This window comes from Rhizobium sp. 01N48 (genome assembly GCF_056399145.1).
The window spans coordinates 170,082-192,476 of the sequence record NZ_JBFTQT010000007.1; the positions used below are offsets into that span (position 1 = coordinate 170,082).

Here is a 22,395-nt window from a genome sequence, read left to right on the forward strand (position 1 = left end):
CCGGCACGTGAAGGCCGGCAATAAAGAAAGAATCGGCGCGATGGCGGAACGTTCTCAAAACCTGCAGGACTTATTTCTCAATACTGTTCGCAAGCAAAAGATTTCCCTGACTATATTTCTGATTAACGGTGTGAAGCTGACCGGCGTTGTTACGTCGTTCGACAACTTCTGCGTTCTGCTGCGCCGTGACGGCCATTCGCAACTCGTGTATAAGCACGCGATCTCGACCATCATGCCCGGCCAGCCGATGCAGATGTTCGAAAGCGAAGAATCCGCTTCCTGACAGGACAGACGTCATCTCGACACGTGATACCAAGACTGATTCGATCATCCCGGAAGCTGTGAAGCACCGGGATGACATGCGCGCGACCGTCGTCGTGCCCGTGCTCAAGCAGGCACGCGGCAGCCGCGGCAGTGCTGACACCATCACCACGACCCGTACGCCGGAAAGCCGCCTCGAAGAGGCGACTGGCCTGGCGCAGGCGATCGATCTCGATGTGGTCAAGGGCACCATCGTCACCGTCAGCGAGCCGCGTCCGGCGACGCTGATGGGCACCGGCAAGATTCAGGAGATCAAGGATAGCCTTGATGAGACCGATTCCGGCCTCGTCATCGTCGATCATCCGCTGACGCCGGTTCAGCAGCGCAATCTCGAGAAGGAATGGAACGCCAAGGTCATCGACCGCACGGGCCTCATTCTCGAAATCTTCGGCCGCCGCGCCTCCACCAAGGAAGGCACGCTGCAGGTCGATCTCGCCCATCTCAACTATCAGAAGGGCCGCCTGGTCCGCAGCTGGACCCACCTTGAGCGTCAGCGCGGTGGTGGCGGGTTCATGGGTGGTCCGGGTGAAACCCAGATCGAAGCCGACCGCCGCATGCTGCAGGATCGCATCATCAAGCTCGAGCGCGAACTGGAGCAGGTAGTCCGCACCCGCCAGCTGCATCGCGCCAAGCGCCGCAAGGTGCCGCATCCGATCGTGGCGCTGGTGGGTTACACCAACGCCGGCAAGTCGACGCTGTTCAACCGCATCACGGGTGCGGGTGTTCTCGCCGAAGACATGCTGTTTGCGACGCTCGATCCGACGCTACGCCGGATGAAGCTGCCGCATGGCCGCACTGTCATCCTGTCGGATACCGTCGGCTTCATCTCCGACCTGCCGACCCACTTGGTCGCCGCCTTCCGCGCGACGCTGGAAGAGGTGCTGGAAGCAGACCTCGTTTTGCACGTCCGCGACATGGCTGATGAGGACAACCAGGCGCAAAGCGCCGATGTCCTCCGCATCCTGAAGGATCTCGGCATCGACGAGGCCGAAGGCGAAAAGCGTATCATCGAGGTCTGGAACAAGATCGACCGGCTTGAGCCTGAGAACCACGAAGCGATCGTCCAGAAGGCCGAAGGCGCCCGCAATGTCGTGGCGGTCTCCGCCGTGACGGGCGAGGGTGTCGATGCGCTGATGGAAGAGATCAGCCGCAGGCTGTCCGGCGTGTTGACGGAAACCACCGTCGTGCTCCCGGTTGACAAGCTGGCCCTGCTGCCATGGCTCTACGACCACGCCATCGTCGACAGCCGCGAAGACAACGAAGACGGATCGGTCACGCTCGATCTCAGGCTGTCTGAAACGGAAGCCGTCGAACTTGAACGCCGGCTTGGCAATGCGCCGAGACAAAAGGAAGACTGGGAGCGCTGATCAGGCGCTCCATTCGCCGCGCTGAGCTAGACCAGCGCGTCCTCATCCTGCACCGCGACTTTCTCCTCTGACACGAGCCGATCGAGTGCGATCCGTCCAACTGGATCGAGCAGCTCACCTGTGACCAGCGTAGTGATCAGGCTGCGCACCAGCGGCAGCTTGGTCGCCGGGCCAATCATGATGTCGCGGCTGAAAGGCAGCACTGAACTGTCTGATTGATAAAACGGCGTCAAGATACGGCTGAGTAGCTGATAGAAGCGGATGTGGATTTGCCGCTGTTTCAGATGGCGGCCGATTGCCTCGCCGACCGTTGCCTCACGGCAGAGCGCCGAAGCGAGCGACGCAGCATCAAGCAGCGCCATGTTCGCTCCCTGGCCAAGCTGCGGGCTCGTTGCATGCCAGGCATCGCCGATCTTCAGGACGTGCTTTCCGGCGACTGGCGTTCGGGTCAAATGCCGGTAGCGCGCGTGCACCGGCTCGGCCACGGCGGCAAGCGCTTCCGCTTCCGGCCAGAAGGATCGCACCGCATCGATCCAGGCCTCGCGCCCGGCGGCCCGCCACGCCTCGAAATCCTTGTTGCGGATGCTCCAGAAGAACGTCGCCATCGGAGCCGCGCCATCGCGCGCGGTGCCGACAGGCAGTACGCCGGCCATCTGGCTTGCCGTCTTGTAGCGTTGCTCCAGCTCGTCCCTGCGGAAGACGTCATGCTCCGGCCAGGGAACCGTCGCCCAAAGCGCGCCGTAGCCGAGCTCGGTGGCGGCCTTCGCGGCGACCGGCGAGTTGGCGCCCATGGCGTCGATGGCGAGATCGGCGGCGGCCGTTCGGATGCCGCCGTCGAGCACCAAGCGCGGCGCACTGCCCGCCTCGATGTCAGTCACCCGTGATGATGTCTCGAACCGCACCCCGGCACTGATAGCAGCCTCAAGCAAGAGGTCGAAGAGGGCGACGCGCTGGATAGCGATGCCATAAGCGCCCGGGCGATAGCCGACGTCGAGCACAGTGCGGCCATTGCCGGACAAACGTCCATGCATGCGGCTGATGCGGGCACCGCGCGTTTCGACTTGGGCAAGCAGGCCCATGCGCGAGAGAACCGCGGCCCCTGTCGGCTGCAGCACGAAGCCGGACCCAACGGGCTGCGGCGCGCTCATCTGGTCATACACGGTCACGCGTGCGCCACGGCTTGCGAGAAGTGCCGCGAGCGAAAGACCACCAACGCCGGCGCCTGCAATCGCGATGTCGAGCGTTTCAAGCTTCATGATGCCCAGGTCAGCCCAGTTGCCGCTCGATGGCCTTGGCGGCCTGCCAAAGGTCTTCCATCCGCTCCAGCGTCGCGGCCTCCAGCGTTTCACCTTTCGCTTCAAGAGACGTTTCTATATGATTGAAACGGCGTCGGAACTTCGTGTTTGTTCCGCGAAGGGATTGCTCCGGATCCGCCTTCACATGCCGGCCGATATTGACCACGGCGAAGATCAAGTCGCCGAGTTCATCGCTCACCTTGGCTCGGTCGCCCGAGGCCAGCGCTTCCCTCAGTTCCGCGATTTCCTCCTCGATCTTGTCGAGAATGGGCTCAGGCGCTGACCAGTCGAAGCCGACCTTGGCGGCGCGTTCCTGCAGCTTCAGCGCTTCCGTAAGAGCCGGAAAGCTGCGCTGCACGGAGCCGAGGTAACCGGCCTTGAAATCCTCCGAAATCCCGCGCGCGGCCCGTCGCTCGGCGCGCTCGCGCTTTTCCGCCTGCTTGATATCGTCCCACTGCTTCTTCACCGCATCAGGCGTATCCGCCTCGGAGCGGGCGAAGACATGCGGGTGGCGGCGGATCATTTTGCGCGTGATCGCCTCGACGACATCGCCAAACGAGAACTCGCCGGCCTCCTCGGCCATGCGGGCATGGAACACCACCTGCAAAAGCAGATCGCCCAATTCGTCGCAGAGATCGTCCATGTCGTTGCGCTCGATCGCGTCGGAGACCTCATAGGCCTCCTCGATCGTGTAGGGCTTGATCGTCTCGAAGGTCTGGACGATGTCCCAGGGGCAACCGGTCTCGGGGTTGCGAAGGGCTGCCATGATCTCGATCAGGCGGGAAATGTCTTTGGAGGCTTCCATCGTGGTCTGGCCGATCGTGTCAGTTCAACGGAATGTCGTTGTCGCCCTTGGACGACTGGTAGCTTTCGGAGAGCGCGTCGTAGCGAGCCTTGATCCGCGCCGTCTGGGCCTTAAGGTCAGCCTTTCTGGCATCGCTCTCCGTTTCGACGAGGTCGGCGATCGCGAAGCTGTTCCAGAACGCGTTGCTGCGACGGTAGCCGCCGGGCTCGAGCCCGAAGACTTCCTTCAGGATCTTCAGGTCGTGGGGGATCGCGAAGGCGTCGCGGGAATCCTCGTGGCTGAAGAAATAGTAGAAATTGTCGAAGCCGGCCCAGGTGATCGCCGACATGCACATGGTGCAGGGTTCATGAGTCGAGAGGAAGATCAGGTCCTTGGTGGCGGGTTTCTCGCCCAGCTCGTAGAAGCGCTTCAGCGTGTGCACCTCGCCGTGCCAGAGCGGGTTTTCCAGCTCGTTGTTGGTCTCGGCCACCACGAGCGAAAGGTCCGATTTGCGCAGGATCGCGGCACCGAAGACCTTGTTGCCGAGGCCGACGCCGCGTTCGGTCATCGGCAGGATATCGTGCTCCATGACATCGAGCAGGCGGGCGGCAATGGTGGTGTCGGACATAGTGTTCTCCTTGTTGCCGGCACTGTATCGCCGGTGCCGCGCGAGGCAAACGAGGATTCTTGGCCGCGCTTGAATTTGTCACAGGCTTTGTGCCGCATTGCAGCGTGATTCATCGTGCCACGCGCGCCGCATCGGTGAGTTTTGCTCAAATCATTGACATGCCGGGTAAAACAATACGCGGTGATCCCGGGTTTGGAATTTATGTTTCTTCATTTGGCTGGTCCGGTGGTGCATATTCCGGCAACTTCGAAATGGATTGATGATGCCTTCCAAGAGTGAGCAACTGTCGGTTTTTCCTGCCTTCGTTCGTGTCGAAGGCAAGATCGCGGCTGTCTTCGGCAATGGTGATGAAGCCTTCGCCAAGGTGCGCCTGCTGTCGAACACCAAGGCCCGGATCGTCGCCTACACGGATCGCCCCGAGGCCGATTACCACGCCCATCTGATCGCCAACCGCATCGATACCGTGCGCTCGGTCTTCGCGCCCGAGCAGGTTGAAGGCGCAACGCTGGTCTTCGCGGCCACGGGCGATGCCGCCGCCGATCGCGCCATCGTCGATGCCGCGCGCGCCGCCAAGATCCCGGCCAATGCCGTCGATCAGCCCGACTATTGCGATTTCTATACGCCGGCACTCGTCAATCGCGCCCCCGTCGCCGTTGCCATCGGCACGGAAGGGGCGGGGCCTGTGCTTGCACAGATGATCCGCGCCCAGGTCGATCAGCTGCTGGCGCCGTCGCTCGGTCGCCTTGCCGAACTGGCCGTCAGCTATCGCGGTCGCGTCGAGCATGCACTTGAGAAGGGCGCTACGCGCCGTCTCTTCTGGCGCCGTTTCTTCTCCGGTGCCGTGGCCGACGCTGTTTCCAACGAAAACATGCCGCAGGCACAACGCCTCGCCGACAAACTGCTGCACTCCGCCGACAAGGCCGAGGGCCGCATCTGGCTGGTCGGTGCCGGTCCGGGCGCTGCCGATCTCCTGACGCTGCGCGCTCAGCGCGTGATGATGGAAGCCGATGTCATTGTCTATGACGCATTGGTGCCGCAGGAAATCGTCGACATGGGCCGTCGCGATGCGGAGCGCCTCTCGGTCGGCAAGCGCAAGGGCTGTCATTCCAAATCGCAGGAAGAGATCAACGACCTGCTCGTCTATCTCGGCCGCGAGGGCAAGCGCGTCGTCCGCCTGAAGTCTGGCGATCCGCTGGTCTATGGCCGCGCCGGCGAGGAAATGGCCGCATTGCGCGCCGCCGGCATCGCCTATGAAGTCGTCCCCGGCATCACCTCTGCTTTCGCAGCTGCCGCCGATTTCGAGCTGCCGCTGACGCTGCGCGGCGTCGCCTCGTCGCTGGTCTTCACGACGGGCCACGATCTGACCGGCGATGTGCTTCCCGATTGGGCGAGCCTTGCCGTTTCCGGCGCCACGATCGCCGTCTACATGGGGCGCACGGTCGCCGCATCGGTCGCTGAGCGCCTGATGCGCGCCGGCATCGCGCCGGAAACGACGGTCGCCGTCATCGAGAACGCCAGCCGCGCCGATCGCCGGCTGCTGCACGGTACGCTGCGCGATCTGCCCGATCTGCAGAACCGTGATGAACTCACCGGACCTGTCATGGTCATCATCGGCGACGCCGTTGCGGGCGCCAATTTCGAACTGTCCGAACCGCTGGTGCGTGCACGCGCCCGGTCCGATGAACTGCTAAGGAGCTGACTATGGGAGACAAGGTTCTGACCGCCAACAGGCTGACCGACGGCATCGCCGTCTGGCTCGATGCCAACGGCACCTGGGTGACGTCGCTGCAGGATGCGCTGGTCGCGCGCCATGCCGAGGCCGTTGCCGCGCTGGAGGCGATCGGCAAGACGTCCTACGCCGATAATCTGGTTGTCGATGTCGCCGTGGTTGACGTGCAGGAGACCGATGGTGTTCTCTGGCCGCTGCGCCTTCGCGAGCGCATTCGTGCACAGGGTCCGACCATGGAATACGCGCCGGGCTACAAGCCCGCCGATCCCGCATTCATTGCAGTCTGAGGAATACGATGTACCGTTACGACGAATTTGACCACGCCTTTGTCGCCGAGCGCGTCGCGCAGTTCCGCGATCAGGTTGAGCGCCGTCTGTCCGGCGAGCTCGCCGAGGATGCGTTCAAGCCGCTGCGCCTGATGAACGGCGTCTATCTTCAGCTGCACGCCTACATGCTGCGCATCGCCATTCCCTACGGCACGCTGAATTCCAAGCAGATGCGCATGCTGGCCCATGTCGCGCGCACCTACGACCGCGGCTACGGCCACTTCACGACTCGCCAGAACCTGCAGTTCAATTGGCCGAAGCTGTCCGACATGCCCGACGTGCTGGCCGAACTCGCCACCGTCGAGATGCATGCGATCCAGACCTCGGGCAACTGCATCAGAAACGTCACCGCCGACCACTTCGCCGGCGCTGCCGCCGATGAAGTCGCCGATCCGCGCCCGTATGCTGAAATTCTGCGCCAGTGGTCCTCCGTCCATCCGGAATTCTCCTTCCTGCCGCGCAAGTTCAAGATCGCCGTTACAGGCGCCGAGCGCGACCGCGCCGCGATCCAGGTCCATGACATCGGCCTGCACCTGAAGAAGAACGACAAGGGCGAGATCGGCTTTGCCGTCTATGTCGGTGGCGGCCAGGGCCGTACGCCGATGATCGCCAAGCTGATCAAGGACTTCCTGCCGGAAGAGGACCTGCTGTCCTACACGACCGCCGTCATGCGCGTGTATAACCTGCACGGCCGCCGCGACAACAAGTACAAGGCTCGCATCAAGATCCTCGTCCACGAAACGGGCGCCGAAGAACTGGCGCGCCAGGTCGAGGTCGAGTTCGCGGCGCTGAAGGACACCGAGCTGAAGCTCCCGGAAGCTGACGTCGCCGCCATCACGGCCTATTTCGCACCGCCGGCTCTGCCGCAGCGTGCGGAGGGCTGGGAAAACCTCGCGCGCTGGAAGAAGGCCGATCCGGCATTCTCCCGCTGGGTCCACCAGAACGTCCAGCCGCACAAGAACCCGGACTACGGCATGGTGACGATCTCGCTGAAGCCGATCGGCGGCATTCCCGGCGATGCTTCCGACAGCCAGATGGATGCGGTGGCCGATATCGCCGAGGACTACGCCTTCGACGAAATCCGCGTCAGCCACGAGCAGAACCTGATCCTGCCGCACGTCGCGCTGGCCGACCTCGAGAGCGTCTATCGCGGCCTCGTCGCCATCGGTCTCGCCGAAGCCAATGCCGGCCTGATCACGGATATCATTGCCTGTCCCGGCTTGGACTACTGCGCGCTCGCCAATGCGCGCTCCATCCCTGTCGCGCAGGAAATCTCCCGGCGTTTCGGCAACCCCGAGCGCCAGGCCGAGATCGGCGAGCTGAAGATCAAGATCTCCGGCTGCATCAACGCCTGCGGCCACCACCATGTTGGCCATATCGGTCTGCTGGGTGTCGAGAAGAAGGGGGCAGAGCTCTACCAGATCACGCTCGGCGGCTCCGGTGACGAGCACACCTCGATCGGCGAGATCATCGGCCGCGGCTTCGAGCCGGAGAAGGTGACGGATGCGATCGAGAAGATCGTCGACACCTATCTCGGCTTGCGCAACGATCCGTCCGAAATCTTCCTCGATGCCTATCGCCGCGTCGGGCCGCAGCCGTTCAAGGATGCGCTCTACGGTGATTCCAAGGCGGAGGCTGCATGATGACCAGGATCTGGAGAGAAACCGGCTTCGTCGAGAACGATCCGTGGGTTATCGAAACCGAAGAGGTGAAGGCGGGCGAGGGGCAGAAGCCTCTGCTCAGTCTAGAGGAACTCGTCGCCAAGGCAGACGAGAGCAACGAGGTCGGCTTCGGCGTGCTGATCAAGCCTGCCGACGACGTGCGCAAGCTCGAGCCCTATCTCTATCGTCTGGAGCTGGTGGCGGTAGCGTTTCCTGCTTTCAACGACGGCCGCGCCTTCAGCCATGCCTCGCTGCTGCGCGAGCGTCTCGGCTACACCAACGAGCTTCGCGCCGTGGGCGATGTGCTGATCGACCAGGTGCCGCATATGCTGCGTTGCGGCATCGACAGCTTCGCCGTGACCAACGAGACTGCGATAAAGCGTCTCACCGAAAAGCGCTTGCCGGAGATTCCGCATTATTATCAGCCGACTGCGCGTGACGCGGAGCCGGGCAAGAGCTATAGTTGGCGCCGTCAGGCGAAGCCGGCGGCATAAGGCCGGCTCGCCGTTTCAGAATTTGCGGAACGGTGCAATGAAGACTTTCGAAATCGCGGTGATCGGCGGCGGACTGGCCGGAATGATCGCCGCAATCGCCCTAGGACGCGGCGGACGCAACGTTGCACTCGTTGCGCCGCCGGCACCAAGGGAAGACCGCCGTACGACGGCGCTGATGGATCAGTCGATCCGCTTCATGGACCGGCTGACGCTCTGGGAGCGCCTGCGGCCGTCATCCGCGCCGCTTTCGACCATGCGCATCATCGACGGCACCAACCGGTTGCTGCGCGCGCCGACCGCGACCTTCCGTGCCGCCGAAGTCGGGCTCGAAGCCTTCGGCTACAACTTTCCCAACAAGGCATTGATGGAAGTGCTGGAAGCGGCCGCCGCCGCCGAGGGCAACATCACGCGCTTTACCGCCTTTGCCGATGTGATCGATGTTACCGAAGACACCGTCTCCATTTCGCTCGACAACGGCGAAACGCTTACCGCGGACTTCGCGATCGGCGCCGATGGCCGCAAATCGAAGCTGCGCGAAACCGTTGGTATCGACGTCAAGAAGTGGTCCTATCCGCAATCGGCCATGGTGCTGAATTTCCAGCATTCCCTGCCGCACGAAAACATCTCCACCGAGTTCCACACCGAAAGCGGCCCGTTCACCCAGGTGCCGCTCCCCGGCAACCGCTCAAGCCTCGTCTGGGTGCAGAGCCCGTCGGATGCTCAGACGCGTAGCGAGCTTTCGCTGGCCGAACTTGGCAACGTCGTCGAGGAGCGCATGCAGTCGCTGCTCGGCAAGGTGACTGTCGAGGAGGGCGTGCAGATCTGGCCGCTGTCGGGCATGATGGCGCATCGCTCGGGCAAGGGCAGGGTGGCGCTGATCGGCGAAGCCGCCCACGTCTTCCCGCCCATTGGCGCGCAGGGTCTGAACCTCAGCCTGCGCGACGTCATGGCGCTGACCGATATTCTCTGCAACCGTCCGGAACTGCCGATATCAAAGGACGCCGGTAGCCAGTTCGACCGCAAGCGTCGCGTCGATATAATGACCCGCACGGCAAGCGTCGACGTGCTGAACCGCTCGCTTCTATCCGACTTCCTGCCGATGCAGGTGCTGCGCGCAGCCGGCCTGCATATCCTGGCTGCCGTCCCGCCGTTCCGCAGCATGGTGATGCGCGAGGGTGTCGAGCCCGGGCGTGGACTGCGCGCCATCCCGGATGCGATCAAGGAACACCTACGTCGGAAGAAAGCCTGACTTCATCGCGATCAAAGGCGTGACCTACGCCCACTCCTGCTGGTGCGAGCGTGACGCCCAGCTGATGGGTGTGGCGCCCTGCAGGACTTCAAGTGTGTGCCGTGGGCCCTTGGCCGGGCGTCGAAACGCCCGAAGTTGTATATGAGAAGCACCACTCCGAGGGCGATGAGAGCGGCCGAGACGAAGTCCGGTATTTGAAACGGGCTGGAAACGGCCGCCGCCGCCAAAATGAAGAGTAAGATGCTTGCCGCACAGAGACGGCAATGTGTGGATTTCAGGAACTGCTTCATTCTGGCTTCAACGGAAGTGGTTGGTCGGTATTGGGTTCGCCCGAACACCGGATGGGGGAGCTTTCCGTGCAGGACGAGGTTAGCGCCATGCCCAGACAGGAAACCGATCGCGCGTTCATTTGAGGGTGTGGTCGAAGTATTCCACCGTTCGCTTCAAAAGCTCTTCGCCCGCTTCCTTTGTCACTTTCGGATCATCCGAGACGAAACCGTGCTGCAGGCCTTCGACATAGTACGTCGATACGGCCACGCCATTCTCCTTCAGCTTCTTTTCGAATTCCGTCGATTGCGCGAAGGGAACGACGTTGTCGTCGCGGCTATGAGCCAGGAAGAAGGACGGTGCGTGCGCATCCACATAGGAAATCGGGCTGGCCGTCTCCAGAACGGTGTTGGTGCAATAGCCCGGATTGCATTCCAGCAGGCGTGAGCGAGGGTGACCGTTCTGAGCGGGCGTAGGGGCTGGTTCCATCGCCTTGAAATCAAACACGCCGTTCCAGATGGCTGCCGTGTTCACGCAGGTGGACGTGGTGGGCGTCTTGTCTCTGACGCGAGTAAGCGTATTCGAGTTGCAGGCGACGGCGGCAAGTGCTGCGAGCTGCCCGCCGGACGAACTTCCCCAAATGCCGAACTTTCCCGGATTGATTCCATACGATGCGGCGTTGTCTTTCAGGAAACGAATTGCAGCCTGAACGTCGTCGTAAGGGGCCGGAAAGGGTGCCTCGCCGCTGAGACGATGTTCCGCTGATGCCACGACATAACCCTTCGCCGCGAGGTCTGCCAGAACCGACGGAAAGTCGGGAAACTTCCCTTGAGCCTGGCGGTTGCCACCTTCCCACGCACCGCCGTGAATGAATAAAATGACGGGTGCCGGGGCTGTTGTCTTCGGATTGCGATAGATGTCGAGACGCAGCGGGCGATATCCCACCTCGGTCGAATAGGTCACGCCGTTATAAGCCAGCGTGCCATTCGGAAACTCGACCGGATGCGTTTGAAGGAAGTTCTGCGGCTTGGCCTGTTCTGCGGAGGCGAGGCCGGTCATGCCCGTCATCAGCGCGATCGTCGCGACTGCCAGGGCTCGGCCAAGGGGATGAGTTCGAAACGGTGACATGAAATCTCCTTTGGGTTTAAATCAGTGGAAGGAAAGCGATAGGGCAGCAGCCAGAAACGGCAGTGGAGCTGCGGCCGCGAGACGCACGACGACGAAGCGCCTGCCCATCAACGGCAGTTCGTAGGTGAGGATCCGATGCACCGCGAACACTGACCAGCTGGTGAGCAGCGCGATCATCTGGGCTCTGCCGGCGTCCATCTGGAACATCGCGAAGGCGATCGGAAACGCGACCATCGGGCCGCCGGGGATGAAGCCGCCCAACGCGGAGGCGACGATAACCCCCAGCAATCCGCTGTCCCGGCCGAGCAGCGCCGACACGATTTCGGCGGGCAGAAGCCGGCTGACGAACGCGGCGATCAGCAGCCCAAACGGCAGACTGATGAGAATGCTTGCTGCCTGGTTGCGAACATTGGCCACCAGCTCGCCGAGCCTGTCGGGATGCCGAAGTGCGATCAAGCCGACGAGAAGCGAGGCGACGCCGATCAGGATGATGGTTCCACTATCCAGCATGGGATTGCTCTCCCGAAGCGCGGTAGCGAGCCGCGATCTCTCTGGCGAGAAAACCGGCGACGAAAGGAAGTGGAATGCTGACGACAAAGCGCAGCACCGCGAAGTCCAGCCCGAGCATGGGGATTTCCCAGATCAGCAGGCGGCTCACGCTGCTGGCGGCCCACGCCGTGAGAAATGCGATCAACGCTCCCGTGTCCGCGCCGGCTTTTGAAAGGCTGAGCACGAGCGGAAACGAGGCGTAGGGACCGCCTGGCGTTACCATCCCGAGCGCCGTCGCTATGCCAAGGCCTCGAAACCCGGAATTCTCGCCGAGCCACCGGGAGACCTTGTTCTTCGGGACAAGGATGCCCACCGCGGACGCGATCACCAGTCCCAAGACCAGTTCAACGGCCAGCGCGATCAGCTCCGACCATGCATCGCCGATGCTGTTGGCGACCGCCTGCGGTCCGCGCAGCGCATAGCAGAATGCGCCGGCAAACACGGCAACCGAGAAAAAGGTAGCAAACATTCGGGCATGCTTCGCCCTTCCGCTCGATCGACGAACGGTGCTGGCTTCTTTCGAAGACATGGAAACTCCTAAAGGGGGTGCGCCACGAAAGGCGCGGCGTGGATCAATCGCTTCCGTGCGCGACAGCTCGGTCGGGGTCTGCGGACCATGCCGAGAACGATCCGACGAATAGCCGTGCGTCTATACCTGCGGATCGAAGCGCCAACGTCTCCAGCGCTCCGCCGACGCCACCGCCGCAATAGACGCCGATATAGTCGGCACCGTCGGCGCCGCGGGCGTCAAGAACCGCGCGAACCTCGTTCGGCTTCAACACAAGACCGCCAGCGTCGAGAAGCGTGGACGACGGCAGGCTGCGCGCGCCGGGGATGTGACCGCTGCGCGGGGATCCGTCGCCGGCGTATTCGGCGCCACCGCGCGCGTCGAACACAGGTCCGCCCGCCTTGATGTATCCAGCGACCTCGTCTGCCGAAAGCGTAGGGAGCCCACCCGCCTGGGCGATCGTGAAGGTGCCGGGGACCTCCGGCGGCGGTTCACCATCGGTTTTCCCGCCGGCGGCCTTCCAAGCGGCAAGACCACCATCCAGATATCGTACATCGGGCAAACCGGCCCACTTGAGCACAAACCAGGCGCGTGCTGCTGCGGCAGGCGTGCGGTCGCTATAGGCCACGACAAGCGTTTCTGGCTGAATGCCCCACTGGGTCACATTGCGCTGAAGCTCTGCAAGCTCGGGCAGGGGGCGCGAGCCGTTCACCCCACCACCCTTGCCTTGCAGCTGTGTCTTGAGATCGACATSATGTGCGCCGGAAATGTGCTCGTTGTCGTAATCGCTACGAAAGTCCTGCTGCTTGGGACTGAAGCGAACGTCGAGGAAGACGACATGGCGTCCGGAAGATTGCTCCGAAAGCGCGTCCGCGGCGGAAATGATGTTGGTGGCGAAGGCGTCTGGGCGGCCTGTCATTGGGGTCCCTTTCAATTCTTCTCGAGGCCGAGATGGCCGAGGAGCGTCGAGGTCTCGTACTCGGTGCGGAAGATTCCCCTGCGCTGCAGCTCCGGCACCACCAGATCGACAAAGGCGGCAAGCGGCTGCGGCGAGTAGGGCGGAAACACCTTCACGCCGTCGAACTCGCGATTTTCGAAGCGCTCGTGAATCCATTCCGCGACATCGCGACCGCTGCCGACCACCGGGGCCTGATTGCCTGGGAAGTTGGCGATGTAGTTATGCAGGTCGCGGAACGTGACGTTCTCCCAGTCGCCATAGGCGTCCAGCGCGAGTTCAAGCGCCCAGAGCTTGTCAGCGGCCTGTCCGGGCTGCCCGTTGAAGTTCGGCGTGCGCTGCGCGGCCTCGCGCTTCAGCCTGTCGTAGTCGACGACGCTCAGCACCTTCTCCGTCGGCGCAGGAGCGCCGAGTTCCAAGCCAAGGAAACCGACGACGGCCTTCGGCGCGTATTCGTTCAGCGTGAAGTTCTGAACTTCCCGATACTTGGCCTTAGCCGCGCGAGTGGTCTCGTCGACGAAGAACGTGAACCCCGGCAGGATGAACTGATCCGCCTCGGTGCGGCCGTACTTCGGCAGGCGACCCTTGATTTCGTTGTAGTAGGCCTTGTTCCAATCGCGCCCGCGATAAGGACTGAAGCGGATGTCTGCGTATTTGGCGCCAAGCTCGAAGGATTCGTCGCTTGTCCCGGCGTGGATAACGGGAATTCTGCCCTGTGGCGGCGGGGGAATGTTCAAGGGGCCGCGTACGGAGAAGAACCTGCCCTCGTGATCGATGCGATGGCCCTTTGCCGGGTCGAGGAAGACGCCGCGTTCGCGGTCGTCGACAAGCCAGTCAGGCTCCCAGCTGTTCGTCAGCGCATTGAAGACCTGGAGGAATTCGTCTGCATGGGCGTATTTCTCGGCCGCCAGCGGATGCTCTTCGCGCGAGAAGTTCTTCGAAGCATCGGTTCCGGCGACGCCGGTGACGACGTTCAAGCCCGTTCGTCCGCGGCTGAGATGGTCCAGCGAGACGATGGCGCGCGCCGTGTTATAGGGGTCCGAATAGGTGATGTTGATGGTGACGACGATGCCGATCTTCTTGGTCAGGGCAGCGGCGTAGCCACCGAGAGCATAGCCTTCAATCTTGAAAACCTCGTTTCCATTGGCGCGCGCCGATTCCGGATCGCTCTTCACGGCGTTGCCGATGAAGTAATAGTCGAAGAGGCCGCGCTCGGCGGTCTGGATGGTGTCCGCCATGAACTCGGGATCGACGGTTCCGGTGTTGCTCGCCTCAGGCAGCCTCCAGGCGGTCCTGTGGTGTCCGGTTGGCCAGATCGAGTATCCGATCTTCAGTTGGCGCTTGTCTTTGGTCATCTTGAATTCCTTCAAAGCCCCGCAGGCGCAGCCGGTCGCGCCGGCTGCGTGCTGGCTTGATGCATGTGATTTACTTTGCGGTCGGCAGCAGGTGGTCGGCGATGGAGACACCAGCAGCGACCTGATCCGGTGCCGCGGCAACGCCCGAGTCGATCCATTCCTGCGTAGCGGCAACGTCCACCGGGCCGGCGACATATTTGGCTGTCGTCAGAAACGCGAGGTTCTTCAGCTTCTGCGGATCGCCGGCGGACAGTTCGTTGAAATCGAGCTTGTCGAATTCCTTGGCGAGTTCGACGCGCCTGGCCTCGTCCTGGCCGTTGTACCAGGAAGCGAATTCCTTGTAGGCGTTGGCGAAGGCTTTGGCGGTATCCTCGTTCTTGGCGGCCCACTCGGTGGTCGTCCACCAGCCTGCTTGCAGCGCTGCCGGGTTCTGGTACTTGGCGCTGTCCGGGTCGATGATCGACCGGAAGTGATATCCTGATCCGACACCGTCGTTGAGATAGGCGACCTGGAAGCCCAGTGTCTGGATCGCGTCCACCGCGCCATTCTGTAACGCTTCAGGAAGCGCGCTCACCTGCTTGATTACGCTGAATTTTACGTCCTTAGCGGTTAGCCCGTTGCCGTTCAGGAACTTGTACGCGAAGACCCGGAAGAAGGGCACGCCACCGAGACCGAGCGTGCGCCCCTTGAGGTCCGCGATGGTCTTGATATCGCTGTCTTCCTTGACGAGGAAATTCACAGCCGGGCTCGGATGGTTCGCGCCGGCGACGAGCTTGATGTCGAAGCCGTTGTGGATGGCGTTCACGCCCGCGAAGGTGTCGGCGTAGGCAATGTCCGCGCTTCCGCCTTTGACCGCGGCGATCGTTTCCGTGCCTGTCGCAAGCGGAACCAGTTCGACCTTCAGGCCGTGCTTCGCGAGGAAGCCCTCCTTTTCGGCGATCGGGATATTGTAGGTCTGCGGCGTGAGCGCGATGCGAATGGTCTTCAGCTCTTCCGCGAAAACAGAGCTTGAGGCGAGCGTGGCGACGACCGATACGGAGATCGCGAGAATCTGGCGGCGATAAATGCTCATTATGATCTTCTCTCAAATAAAGGGCGGGAAAGTTTGTGCGGCGGCTTCGGTCGCTGTCGTCTGCTTGCGCAGGGCGGGCGCAACCTCGTTCGCCAGGATCTCAATCGCGCGAACCTGATCGGCCTGCGGGACAGCACGCCAATCGATCTGGAAGATGTGCCGGTCGTGGCCGATGCGCGCTCTCTGGTGCGCTAGCTTGGCAATCACGTGTTCGGCGTCCCCAACGATAATGTTCGAGTTCAGATCCGCTGCCGTCTCTTCGAACTGCTCGCGCGTCGGCGCCGGCTTTCCGCGATTGAGGCGCATGTTGGAAACGTAGGCCTGGTAATGCGGGAAGAACGTATCGAGCGCCTTTCGTCGATCGTCGCCGATATAGGCGTGAGCACTGAGCGCCACTTTAAGGCGATCTCGCTTCCATCCGCGTTCGGCACCCTTGTCACGATAAGTCGCGACGAGGCCGGCCAGGCGATCGAATTCTGCAGCCGGCGCGCCGGTCTGAACCGATAGTCCAAGCCGCGCGGCTCTTTCGAAACTCTGCTCGGTCAAGCCCGTCGTCTGCCAGATGCTGAGGTGCTCGCCGTATGCGCGCGGCCAGACGATGAGGTCGTCGAGTGGAGGGCGGCTCTTGCCCCCGAATGTTATCTTTTCAGACGCATCGATTGCCGCGATGAGTTCGATTTTCTCGTCATAGATCCATTTCCGATCTTCATAGTCGACCCCGAAGAGGTCGTAGGATTCGAGGAAAACGCCGCTTCCCAGTCCGATCTCCGCGCGACCCGCGGAGATCTGATCGAGTGTGGCGAACTGCTCGTAAAGCCTCACGGGATCGTCGGTGGTCAGGACGATCGTCGCCGTGCCAAGCTTGATCGTCTTGGTGCGGCTGGCTGCGGCGGCAAGAACCGTCGAGCAGGCGCTGACGGAGAAATCCGGGCGATGATGTTCGCCGACACCGTAGAAGTCGAGGCCCAGCCGGTCTGCGAGCTCGATGCGATCGATGAGGTCACGAAGGCTCTCGTGCGCGGACTGGCGTGCGCCTGTCAGAGGGTGCGGGTAGGTGTCGCCGAAACTGAAAATGCCGATTTCAAACATGTCATGAACTCTAGTTGGCGTCCCGAAGCGACCCGCGACGACGCGCGAGGTAGCTTTCCAGGAACAGGAAGATTGCGTTGATGGTGTATCCGACGAGCGCCACGAGAACGGTGGCAGCGAGCAGCTTGCGTATGTTGAAGGCCTGCTGTGCTTCGAGGATGTAGTAGCCGATGCCGTCATTGCCGGCGACCATGCCGACGACGACTGACATCATCAGCGAGGTGCCGAGCGCCTGTCTGATGCCGACGAGAATGTAGGGAGCCGCAGCGGGCAGGGCGACTTCCCATTGGGTGGCCCACCATCCCAGTTGGAAGGTCTGCGCCGTCTCTTTCAGCGTTCGCGAGAGGCTCCTTGCGCCGGCATAAGCAGTCATGAGGAGCGGAAACACGGCCGACAGCAGGAAGACGAGGATCTTCATCAGATCGCCCACGCCGAAAAAGAGAATGAGCACGGGTATGATTGCGGTCGTCGGCTTGGCCCGCGCGATCTCGATGACAGGCTCCAGCAACGCCCACACGATACGAGCGCGGCCCATGAGGAAGCCCAGACCGACACCGATGGGAGCGGCGATCACGAACCCGATGCAAAGCAGGCGAAGCGTGTCGAGCATCGCCTTCAGCAGATCGCCACCCCATAGCTCGATGGCAAGCGTTTCGCCGATCAGGGCTGGCGAGGAAACGGTCGGATTGTAGTCTATCCAAGCCGAAATCTGCCACGCCGCAATGAGGCATGCCAGGACCGACCATCCAAAGCCGCGCCTGCGCAGGAAGTGTCGCACCAGGCGTGGCGCGGCCGCTTTGCTTGAGCTCTGCCGCTTGTCCAGCCGCTCGCTCGTTCGTTCGTCGGTGAATTCGTCGCGTGTTCCGAGCAGCGTCATCTCGCACCACCCAGCACAAGTTCGAGTATCTCCCGGCGCAGGCGAAGGAATTCCGGCGTTTCCCTGGTCGCGACCTGATTGCGCGGGCGGGGGATTGGGACGGGGAGGTCGCGTGCTATCCCGATCCCGCCTTCGCCCATCACGACAACCCGGTCGGCGAGGTAGAGTGCTTCGTCGATGTCGTGCGTGACAAAGACGATGGTGATGCGACGCTCTTGCCAGATCCGAAGCATGAGATCCTGCATGCTCGCGCGGCTTAGCGCATCGATCGCACTGAATGGCTCGTCGAGCAGCAGGATTTCCGGCCCGGACGCGAGCGCGCGCGCGATGGCGAGGCGCTGCTGCATTCCCCCCGACAGTTCCGAAGGATAAAGTGCTGCGGTGCCAGGAAGACCCACTTCGTTCAGAAGACGATCGATCTGGCTTGCTCTGTCGCGTGAGTTTCCGGTGCGCTGCGAGCTGGCTGGCGTGAACGCATGCCGCAGCCCGAAATCTATGTTCTTTGCGACGCTAAGCCACGGCAGCAGGGATTCTCCGTAGCTTTGAAACACATAGCGAGCGCTTTTCACACCGTCCGAGCCATTGATCGAAAGAGTGCCTGAGCTCGGCGTCTCCAATCCTGCAGCCATACGTAGAAGCGTTGATTTCCCGCATCCGGAGCGGCCGACGATCGCGACGAATGAGCCGGCGTCGATGTCGAGGTCGAGCGGCTGGAGAGCCTGAACGCATCGTCCGGACGCCGAGCCATATGCCTTGCTCACCTGGCGCAGTTCTATCACACGCCTTGCCGCCGGTTTCTGCGGACGTTGGGCTGGTATTGGCATCATTACGTTCATCATCGATCTGCTGATAATTTTTATAATCTATGGTTTTTATAGATTATAATTATAATTATAAAAGGTCGATTTTTTCGTTAGAACGGCTTTGTCGTGGAAATTTTTCCGTATTTGGTCGCGCGTCACGCCCAAAACAGGGCAGCGTACTGCGTTGCCGAATGCAGTCAGGCTCAACGCAGCCTTAGAGGCTGAATCGATCTAGCGCTTTGGCGCAAGGCTCAGGTGAAGTGGCCAAAGGTGCGTCTTGGGATGACTCGGCTGGCGCCGCAACTCGAGTGTTAGCCGAGTTCCATTGGCGCATTGGGGTCGCTGATCCACTCTATGAGGGAGCCATCGTATTCGAGCGTGTTGGTGTAGCCGATGGCCGCCAACGCCAAGGCGCCGAGCGTCGAGGCGATGCCGCCGCCGCAATAGGTCACGATGAGACGCCCGTCCAACGGGACGACGCTGGAGAACGCGGCTCTCAACTCCTCCGCGTCTCGCAACGTGTTGTCCGCCTCGTTGAGAAGGTCGGTGAAGGGAAGATTGACACTGGTTGGAATATGGCCGGCGCGGCTCCTCACGGAAACGGCGCCCGAATAATCATCCTGCTTGAGCAAGCAGACGAGCGATGCCGTTCGTTCACCGGCGACGATTTCCTTCACGTCTTCCTGGAAGGCGACAAAGTCCTCGGAGCCAGTCGGCGCGTAATGCACCTTGTCAAACGGCACAGTTGGCCCCGTTTCGACCGGCAGTCCGTCCTTCTTGTATTTCTTGAAGCCGCCGTTGAGAACCGCGACATTCTCATGTCCGAAGCTCTTGAAGATCCACCAGAGCCTCGATGCCCATTGACCGGCCAGCCGATCGTAGATGACCACCGTGTTGCCAGGGCGAATGCCAAGCGAGCCGCAGGCGGCGCTGAACTGTTCTTGCGTGGGCCGCGTGAAAGGCAGCGCGGCTTCTGGATCGGAGAAGCGAAGGAAGAGATCGGCGAACCTAGCACCGGGGATACGTCCCTCATGCTCGAATTCATCGACACCACTGCGAAAACGCGAAGCAGGTGCGTTCGGTGTCCCGCGCTCCATGAAGATCGTCGGTTCGAGAACGACGACGCGGCTGTCGTCGATATGATTTGCAAGCCAGTCGGTTGAGACGAGGGGTAAGGTTGCTTGCTCCAAAGCGAGCATCTCCTTTGAGGAAGGGGCGGGCCGCACTTTACACGACTCCAAAAATTATAATAATAATTCTAGTTGGTTTGCCGCACTTCGCAAGCCTGAGATGGAGTAGGGTGGCAACGTCTGCCCGACCAGAAGGTGCTGATGTCCTCTTCGTCGCAAGAAAAGAGCCAGGGTTTGTTTTCGGCGAGACGTTATGCGGAAGACGTGCGCTCTAACGCCATTGCCGCAGTCGATGAGCGCAGGCTGAAAAACCCGATGGACCGCACGATCTATCGGGAAGTGGCGGATGAGTTCAATATCGGCGAGCAGTCCCTGCGGCTGTGGGTCAAGAAGCATGACGCCGACAGCCGAGATGTAGCCTCCAGAGACGGGGGTGAGGCTGACGAGCCAGCCGAACGCCCGGCGAAAAACCTGACGCACGCGCAGCTCGAGGCGGAGGTTCTCAGTCTTCGCAAGAAGATAGAGAAGCTTCAGGCCGAAAACGACGTCCTAAAGAGAGCCTTTGTCGTCTTCTCATCCGAATGGGAAAAGTGAGCCATTCGATAATTGGTCACTAGAATTATAATTAGATTCTAGAGCCGTCCATTCCATGTTGCAGTCGTTTTGTGACGCGACCCGCTCAAAAAGAGCAGATTTTGCTCCCCTTTGCCGACAATTTAGAACTCTATCGATTTTATAGTCTATTAAAATTATAGATTATATACTGGAAGCATTCGCTTCGATTTTTCATTCGACGACCAAGTTCGAGGGTGATGTCGGTCTGACATCGAACCGGGAAGTCGTCCTATTTGGGGATATCCATACTATGAGTATCAAGAGCCTTCTCATCGGCTCCACGGCTGCACTTGCAGCTTCTTCTGGCGTGTATGCAGCCGACGCGATTGTCGCCGCTGAACCCGAGCCTGTAGAATATGTTCGTGTTTGCGACGCCTATGGTTCGGGCTATTTCTATATTCCAGGAACAGAGACCTGCTTGAAGATCAGCGGCTACATCCGCTTTCAGGTAGGCGCAGGCCCGAACCGCAGTGAAACTGTTGGCAATGGCTCGACCGTTGCCAATAGAAGCGATTGGGATGCCTTTACGCGCGGTCAGGTTCAGTTCACTGCCAAGAGCGACACGGAATACGGTCCTTTGACGGGCGTGATCGTTCTGCAGACGAACGCCGACAATGCCTCTTCCCAGTCGGCGATCCTCGACTCCGCCTATATCGACGTCGCCGGGATTCGTGCCGGTCTCTTCTATTCCTGGTGGGACGACGGCCTTTCAGGGGAGACCGACGAAATCGGCTCGGCCGTCACGCTCCACAACTCGCTGCGCTATCAGTATGAGACGTCGAGCTTCTATGCCGGCTTGAGCGTCGATGAACTGGAAGACGGTGTCTATCAGCGCGGCGAAAACAGCAACAACGTCGGTGTGGCTTTCGCGGTCGGCGGAAAAGCTGGCATCTTCAGCTACCAGGTCACGGGCGGCTTTGATACGGACAACAACGACGGCGCCATTCGCGCGATCGCCAACGTGAAGCTCGGGCCGGGGACGCTCGGTCTGGCTGGGGTCTATTCCTCTGGCCCGAACTCCTACTACAGCAAGGCCGAATGGGTTGTCGCCGCACAATACGCGATCGATGCGACCGACAAGCTCAAGATCACGCCGGCCTTTCAGTACTTCGGCAATTATTATGGAGCGAACAAGGTCGGCGTACCCGACACATTTAATGGCCTCGGTGATGCGTGGAAGGTCGGCGTGACCGTCGATTATCAGATCGCCGACAATCTCTACGCCAAGGCGACGGTCAATTACCTCGATCCTGATCGCGGCGATGACGTGACGACTGGCTTCTTCCGTCTGCAGCGCGCGTTCTGATAAGAACGCTGACTGCAAATAAGCCCCCGATCATGGACCTGGGATCGGGGGCTTTCACGTGCGCGTCACGCAGGATCGGAGCGGATCAGCCGATTTTCATCAGGATTGGAAAGGTCTGCTGGAACCAGATTGCGGCGTTGCTGACAAAACCGAAGATGAAGGCGAGGCCGGTGAGGATCAGGAAAGCCCCCATGACTTTCTCGACCGTGCCGAGATGGCGGCGGAAGCGCGTGAGAAAGCCCATGAAGGCGCCGGAAAAGCCGGCGGCGATCCAGAAGGGGATGGCAAGCCCCAGCGAATAGACGGCAAGCAGGCCAGCGCCCGAGCCGACTGTTTCGCGCGAGGCGGCAACACCCAGGATGGCGCCGAGCACCGGGCCGATGCACGGTGTCCAGCCGAAGGCGAAGGCAAGCCCCATCACATAGGCGCCCGTCAGCGTCGCCGGCTTGCCGCTCCCCTGGAAGCGCGCCTCCCGCGCCAGGACGCCGATGCGGAAGACGCCGAGGAAGTTCAGGCCCATGACGATGATGATCAGCCCGCCGATCTTGGAGAGAAGATCGAGATGCTGGCGCAGCGCCATGCCGATGCTCGACGCGCCGGCCCCGAGCGCCACGAAGACGGTGGCAAAGCCGAGCGTGAAGAACAGCGCCGAAAACAGCACGCCGCGGCGCACATCCGGCGCAACCGTCACCGCCCCGCCACCCCGGAACTGCTCGACGGAAATGCCGGCCATATAACAGAGGTAAGGCGGCACCAGCGGCAGCACGCAGGGCGAGAGAAATGACAGGGCGCCGGCAAGCAAGGCACTCAACAGGGAAATATCGGCAATCGACACGCGGTTCTCCGGCGCAGGGCATTCGAGCGCAGTCCTAGCGCAGCCGGTGGCC

At 61.5% G+C, this 22,395-nt stretch carries 24 protein-coding genes; 10 read left to right on the forward strand and 14 right to left on the reverse strand.

Features of this window, described 5'->3' with window-relative positions; genetic code table 11:
* Positions 1 to 40: 40 nt before the first annotated feature.
* A complete protein-coding gene (gene hfq / locus AC1DOG_RS15490; protein WP_018325164.1) occupies positions 41 to 283 on the forward strand; it encodes an RNA chaperone Hfq in 243 nt (80 codons plus the stop codon).
* Between the two features lie 76 nt (positions 284 to 359).
* Positions 360 to 1,688, forward strand: coding sequence for a GTPase HflX (gene hflX, locus AC1DOG_RS15495; protein WP_477929183.1), 1,329 nt, complete (start codon positions 360 to 362; stop codon positions 1,686 to 1,688).
* 26 nt (positions 1,689 to 1,714) lie between these two features.
* Here hflX and AC1DOG_RS15500 read toward each other — a convergent pair whose 3' ends face one another.
* The 3 genes from AC1DOG_RS15500 to AC1DOG_RS15510 are packed head-to-tail and all read right to left on the reverse strand — an operon-like array spanning position 1,715 to position 4,395.
* Positions 1,715 to 2,944: an FAD-dependent oxidoreductase gene (locus tag AC1DOG_RS15500; protein ID WP_477929185.1), complete on the reverse strand. Its 1,230-nt coding sequence runs from the start codon at positions 2,942 to 2,944 to the stop codon at positions 1,715 to 1,717.
* Between the two features lie 10 nt (positions 2,945 to 2,954).
* Positions 2,955 to 3,788, reverse strand: a complete 834-nt coding sequence (mazG, locus tag AC1DOG_RS15505) for a nucleoside triphosphate pyrophosphohydrolase (protein ID WP_477929187.1) — start codon at positions 3,786 to 3,788, stop codon at positions 2,955 to 2,957.
* Between the two features lie 19 nt (positions 3,789 to 3,807).
* Complete coding sequence (locus AC1DOG_RS15510) at positions 3,808 to 4,395, reverse strand: nucleoside deaminase (RefSeq protein ID WP_477929189.1); 588 nt, start codon at positions 4,393 to 4,395, stop codon at positions 3,808 to 3,810.
* A 59-nt stretch (positions 4,396 to 4,454) separates the two neighbouring features.
* On the opposite strand from AC1DOG_RS15510, the gene AC1DOG_RS15515 reads away from it, so the two are divergent.
* Genes AC1DOG_RS15515 through AC1DOG_RS15540 form a run of 6 tightly spaced genes read left to right on the forward strand, consistent with a single transcriptional unit; the run spans position 4,455 to position 9,854 of the window.
* Positions 4,455 to 4,655, forward strand: coding sequence for a hypothetical protein (locus tag AC1DOG_RS15515; protein ID WP_477929191.1), 201 nt, complete (start codon positions 4,455 to 4,457; stop codon positions 4,653 to 4,655).
* A 2-nt stretch (positions 4,656 to 4,657) separates the two neighbouring features.
* Positions 4,658 to 6,094, forward strand: coding sequence for a siroheme synthase CysG (gene cysG / locus AC1DOG_RS15520; RefSeq protein WP_477929193.1), 1,437 nt, complete (start codon positions 4,658 to 4,660; stop codon positions 6,092 to 6,094).
* A gap of 2 nt (positions 6,095 to 6,096) precedes the next feature.
* On the forward strand, positions 6,097 to 6,411 hold the full coding sequence (locus tag AC1DOG_RS15525) for a DUF2849 domain-containing protein (protein WP_477929195.1): 315 nt from the start codon (positions 6,097 to 6,099) through the stop codon (positions 6,409 to 6,411).
* A gap of 8 nt (positions 6,412 to 6,419) precedes the next feature.
* Positions 6,420 to 8,093, forward strand: coding sequence for a nitrite/sulfite reductase (locus AC1DOG_RS15530; protein ID WP_477929197.1), 1,674 nt, complete (start codon positions 6,420 to 6,422; stop codon positions 8,091 to 8,093).
* A complete protein-coding gene (locus tag AC1DOG_RS15535) occupies positions 8,093 to 8,605 on the forward strand; it encodes a DUF934 domain-containing protein (protein ID WP_113012017.1) in 513 nt (170 codons plus the stop codon). The genes AC1DOG_RS15530 and AC1DOG_RS15535 overlap by 1 nt, the downstream gene beginning before the upstream one ends.
* A gap of 37 nt (positions 8,606 to 8,642) precedes the next feature.
* The gene (locus AC1DOG_RS15540; RefSeq protein ID WP_477929199.1) at positions 8,643 to 9,854 is read left to right on the forward strand and encodes a UbiH/UbiF family hydroxylase; all 1,212 of its coding nucleotides are present in this window, start codon (positions 8,643 to 8,645) and stop codon (positions 9,852 to 9,854) included.
* A 405-nt stretch (positions 9,855 to 10,259) separates the two neighbouring features.
* On the opposite strand, the gene AC1DOG_RS15545 is transcribed toward AC1DOG_RS15540, so the two are convergent.
* The 10 genes from AC1DOG_RS15545 to AC1DOG_RS15590 form a co-directional block, all read right to left on the reverse strand.
* On the reverse strand, positions 10,260 to 11,249 hold the full coding sequence (locus AC1DOG_RS15545) for an alpha/beta hydrolase fold domain-containing protein (protein ID WP_477929201.1): 990 nt from the start codon (positions 11,247 to 11,249) through the stop codon (positions 10,260 to 10,262).
* Positions 11,250 to 11,270: 21 nt separating this feature from the next.
* Positions 11,271 to 11,759 (reverse strand): hypothetical protein, encoded by a 489-nt coding sequence (locus AC1DOG_RS15550; protein WP_477929203.1) that lies wholly within the window; start codon positions 11,757 to 11,759, stop codon positions 11,271 to 11,273.
* On the reverse strand, positions 11,749 to 12,327 hold the full coding sequence (locus AC1DOG_RS15555; RefSeq protein WP_477929205.1) for a permease: 579 nt from the start codon (positions 12,325 to 12,327) through the stop codon (positions 11,749 to 11,751). The genes AC1DOG_RS15550 and AC1DOG_RS15555 overlap by 11 nt, the downstream gene beginning before the upstream one ends.
* A gap of 43 nt (positions 12,328 to 12,370) precedes the next feature.
* On the reverse strand, positions 12,371 to 13,225 hold the full coding sequence (locus AC1DOG_RS15560) for a sulfurtransferase (protein WP_477929207.1): 855 nt from the start codon (positions 13,223 to 13,225) through the stop codon (positions 12,371 to 12,373).
* Between the two features lie 11 nt (positions 13,226 to 13,236).
* Entirely contained in the window at positions 13,237 to 14,616 is a 1,380-nt protein-coding gene (locus tag AC1DOG_RS15565) for an NtaA/DmoA family FMN-dependent monooxygenase (RefSeq protein WP_477929209.1), read from the reverse strand.
* A 70-nt stretch (positions 14,617 to 14,686) separates the two neighbouring features.
* Complete coding sequence (locus AC1DOG_RS15570; protein WP_477929211.1) at positions 14,687 to 15,688, reverse strand: ABC transporter substrate-binding protein; 1,002 nt, start codon at positions 15,686 to 15,688, stop codon at positions 14,687 to 14,689.
* 12 nt (positions 15,689 to 15,700) lie between these two features.
* The gene (locus AC1DOG_RS15575) at positions 15,701 to 16,777 is read right to left on the reverse strand and encodes an LLM class flavin-dependent oxidoreductase (protein ID WP_477929213.1); all 1,077 of its coding nucleotides are present in this window, start codon (positions 16,775 to 16,777) and stop codon (positions 15,701 to 15,703) included.
* A gap of 10 nt (positions 16,778 to 16,787) precedes the next feature.
* A complete protein-coding gene (locus AC1DOG_RS15580; protein ID WP_477929215.1) occupies positions 16,788 to 17,654 on the reverse strand; it encodes an ABC transporter permease in 867 nt (288 codons plus the stop codon).
* Positions 17,651 to 18,490 (reverse strand): ABC transporter ATP-binding protein, encoded by an 840-nt coding sequence (locus AC1DOG_RS15585; RefSeq protein ID WP_477929217.1) that lies wholly within the window; start codon positions 18,488 to 18,490, stop codon positions 17,651 to 17,653. The genes AC1DOG_RS15580 and AC1DOG_RS15585 overlap by 4 nt, the downstream gene beginning before the upstream one ends.
* A gap of 278 nt (positions 18,491 to 18,768) precedes the next feature.
* The gene (locus AC1DOG_RS15590; RefSeq protein ID WP_477929219.1) at positions 18,769 to 19,647 is read right to left on the reverse strand and encodes a sulfurtransferase; all 879 of its coding nucleotides are present in this window, start codon (positions 19,645 to 19,647) and stop codon (positions 18,769 to 18,771) included.
* Between the two features lie 141 nt (positions 19,648 to 19,788).
* Between AC1DOG_RS15590 and AC1DOG_RS15595 the strand changes: the two genes are divergently transcribed.
* Both AC1DOG_RS15595 and AC1DOG_RS15600 read left to right on the forward strand, forming a co-directional pair.
* Positions 19,789 to 20,181, forward strand: a complete 393-nt coding sequence (locus tag AC1DOG_RS15595) for a hypothetical protein (RefSeq protein ID WP_113200240.1) — start codon at positions 19,789 to 19,791, stop codon at positions 20,179 to 20,181.
* Between the two features lie 271 nt (positions 20,182 to 20,452).
* Entirely contained in the window at positions 20,453 to 21,508 is a 1,056-nt protein-coding gene (locus tag AC1DOG_RS15600) for a porin (RefSeq protein ID WP_477929221.1), read from the forward strand.
* Between the two features lie 85 nt (positions 21,509 to 21,593).
* Here the strand turns inward: AC1DOG_RS15600 and AC1DOG_RS15605 are convergent, their stop codons facing one another.
* On the reverse strand, positions 21,594 to 22,343 hold the full coding sequence (locus AC1DOG_RS15605; RefSeq protein WP_477929223.1) for a cytochrome c biogenesis CcdA family protein: 750 nt from the start codon (positions 22,341 to 22,343) through the stop codon (positions 21,594 to 21,596).
* Positions 22,344 to 22,395: the final 52 nt, after the last annotated feature.

Coding starts and splice junctions, on each gene's coding strand:
- AC1DOG_RS15565 (WP_477929209.1), bottom strand. CDS start 14,616: ATGACCAAAGACAAGCGCCAACTGAAGATCGGATACTCGATCTGGCCA.
- hflX (WP_477929183.1), top strand. CDS start 360: ATGCGCGCGACCGTCGTCGTGCCCGTGCTCAAGCAGGCACGCGGCAGC.
- mazG (WP_477929187.1), bottom strand. CDS start 3,788: ATGGAAGCCTCCAAAGACATTTCCCGCCTGATCGAGATCATGGCAGCC.
- AC1DOG_RS15540 (WP_477929199.1), top strand. CDS start 8,643: ATGAAGACTTTCGAAATCGCGGTGATCGGCGGCGGACTGGCCGGAATG.
- AC1DOG_RS15580 (WP_477929215.1), bottom strand. CDS start 17,654: ATGACGCTGCTCGGAACACGCGACGAATTCACCGACGAACGAACGAGC.
- AC1DOG_RS15550 (WP_477929203.1), bottom strand. CDS start 11,759: ATGCTGGATAGTGGAACCATCATCCTGATCGGCGTCGCCTCGCTTCTC.
- AC1DOG_RS15570 (WP_477929211.1), bottom strand. CDS start 15,688: ATGAGCATTTATCGCCGCCAGATTCTCGCGATCTCCGTATCGGTCGTC.
- hfq (WP_018325164.1), top strand. CDS start 41: ATGGCGGAACGTTCTCAAAACCTGCAGGACTTATTTCTCAATACTGTT.
- AC1DOG_RS15525 (WP_477929195.1), top strand. CDS start 6,097: ATGGGAGACAAGGTTCTGACCGCCAACAGGCTGACCGACGGCATCGCC.
- AC1DOG_RS15585 (WP_477929217.1), bottom strand. CDS start 18,490: ATGAACGTAATGATGCCAATACCAGCCCAACGTCCGCAGAAACCGGCG.
- AC1DOG_RS15535 (WP_113012017.1), top strand. CDS start 8,093: ATGACCAGGATCTGGAGAGAAACCGGCTTCGTCGAGAACGATCCGTGG.
- AC1DOG_RS15510 (WP_477929189.1), bottom strand. CDS start 4,395: ATGTCCGACACCACCATTGCCGCCCGCCTGCTCGATGTCATGGAGCAC.
- AC1DOG_RS15530 (WP_477929197.1), top strand. CDS start 6,420: ATGTACCGTTACGACGAATTTGACCACGCCTTTGTCGCCGAGCGCGTC.
- AC1DOG_RS15555 (WP_477929205.1), bottom strand. CDS start 12,327: ATGTCTTCGAAAGAAGCCAGCACCGTTCGTCGATCGAGCGGAAGGGCG.
- AC1DOG_RS15545 (WP_477929201.1), bottom strand. CDS start 11,249: ATGTCACCGTTTCGAACTCATCCCCTTGGCCGAGCCCTGGCAGTCGCG.
- AC1DOG_RS15595 (WP_113200240.1), top strand. CDS start 19,789: ATGTCCTCTTCGTCGCAAGAAAAGAGCCAGGGTTTGTTTTCGGCGAGA.
- AC1DOG_RS15500 (WP_477929185.1), bottom strand. CDS start 2,944: ATGAAGCTTGAAACGCTCGACATCGCGATTGCAGGCGCCGGCGTTGGT.
- AC1DOG_RS15600 (WP_477929221.1), top strand. CDS start 20,453: ATGAGTATCAAGAGCCTTCTCATCGGCTCCACGGCTGCACTTGCAGCT.
- AC1DOG_RS15575 (WP_477929213.1), bottom strand. CDS start 16,777: ATGTTTGAAATCGGCATTTTCAGTTTCGGCGACACCTACCCGCACCCT.
- cysG (WP_477929193.1), top strand. CDS start 4,658: ATGCCTTCCAAGAGTGAGCAACTGTCGGTTTTTCCTGCCTTCGTTCGT.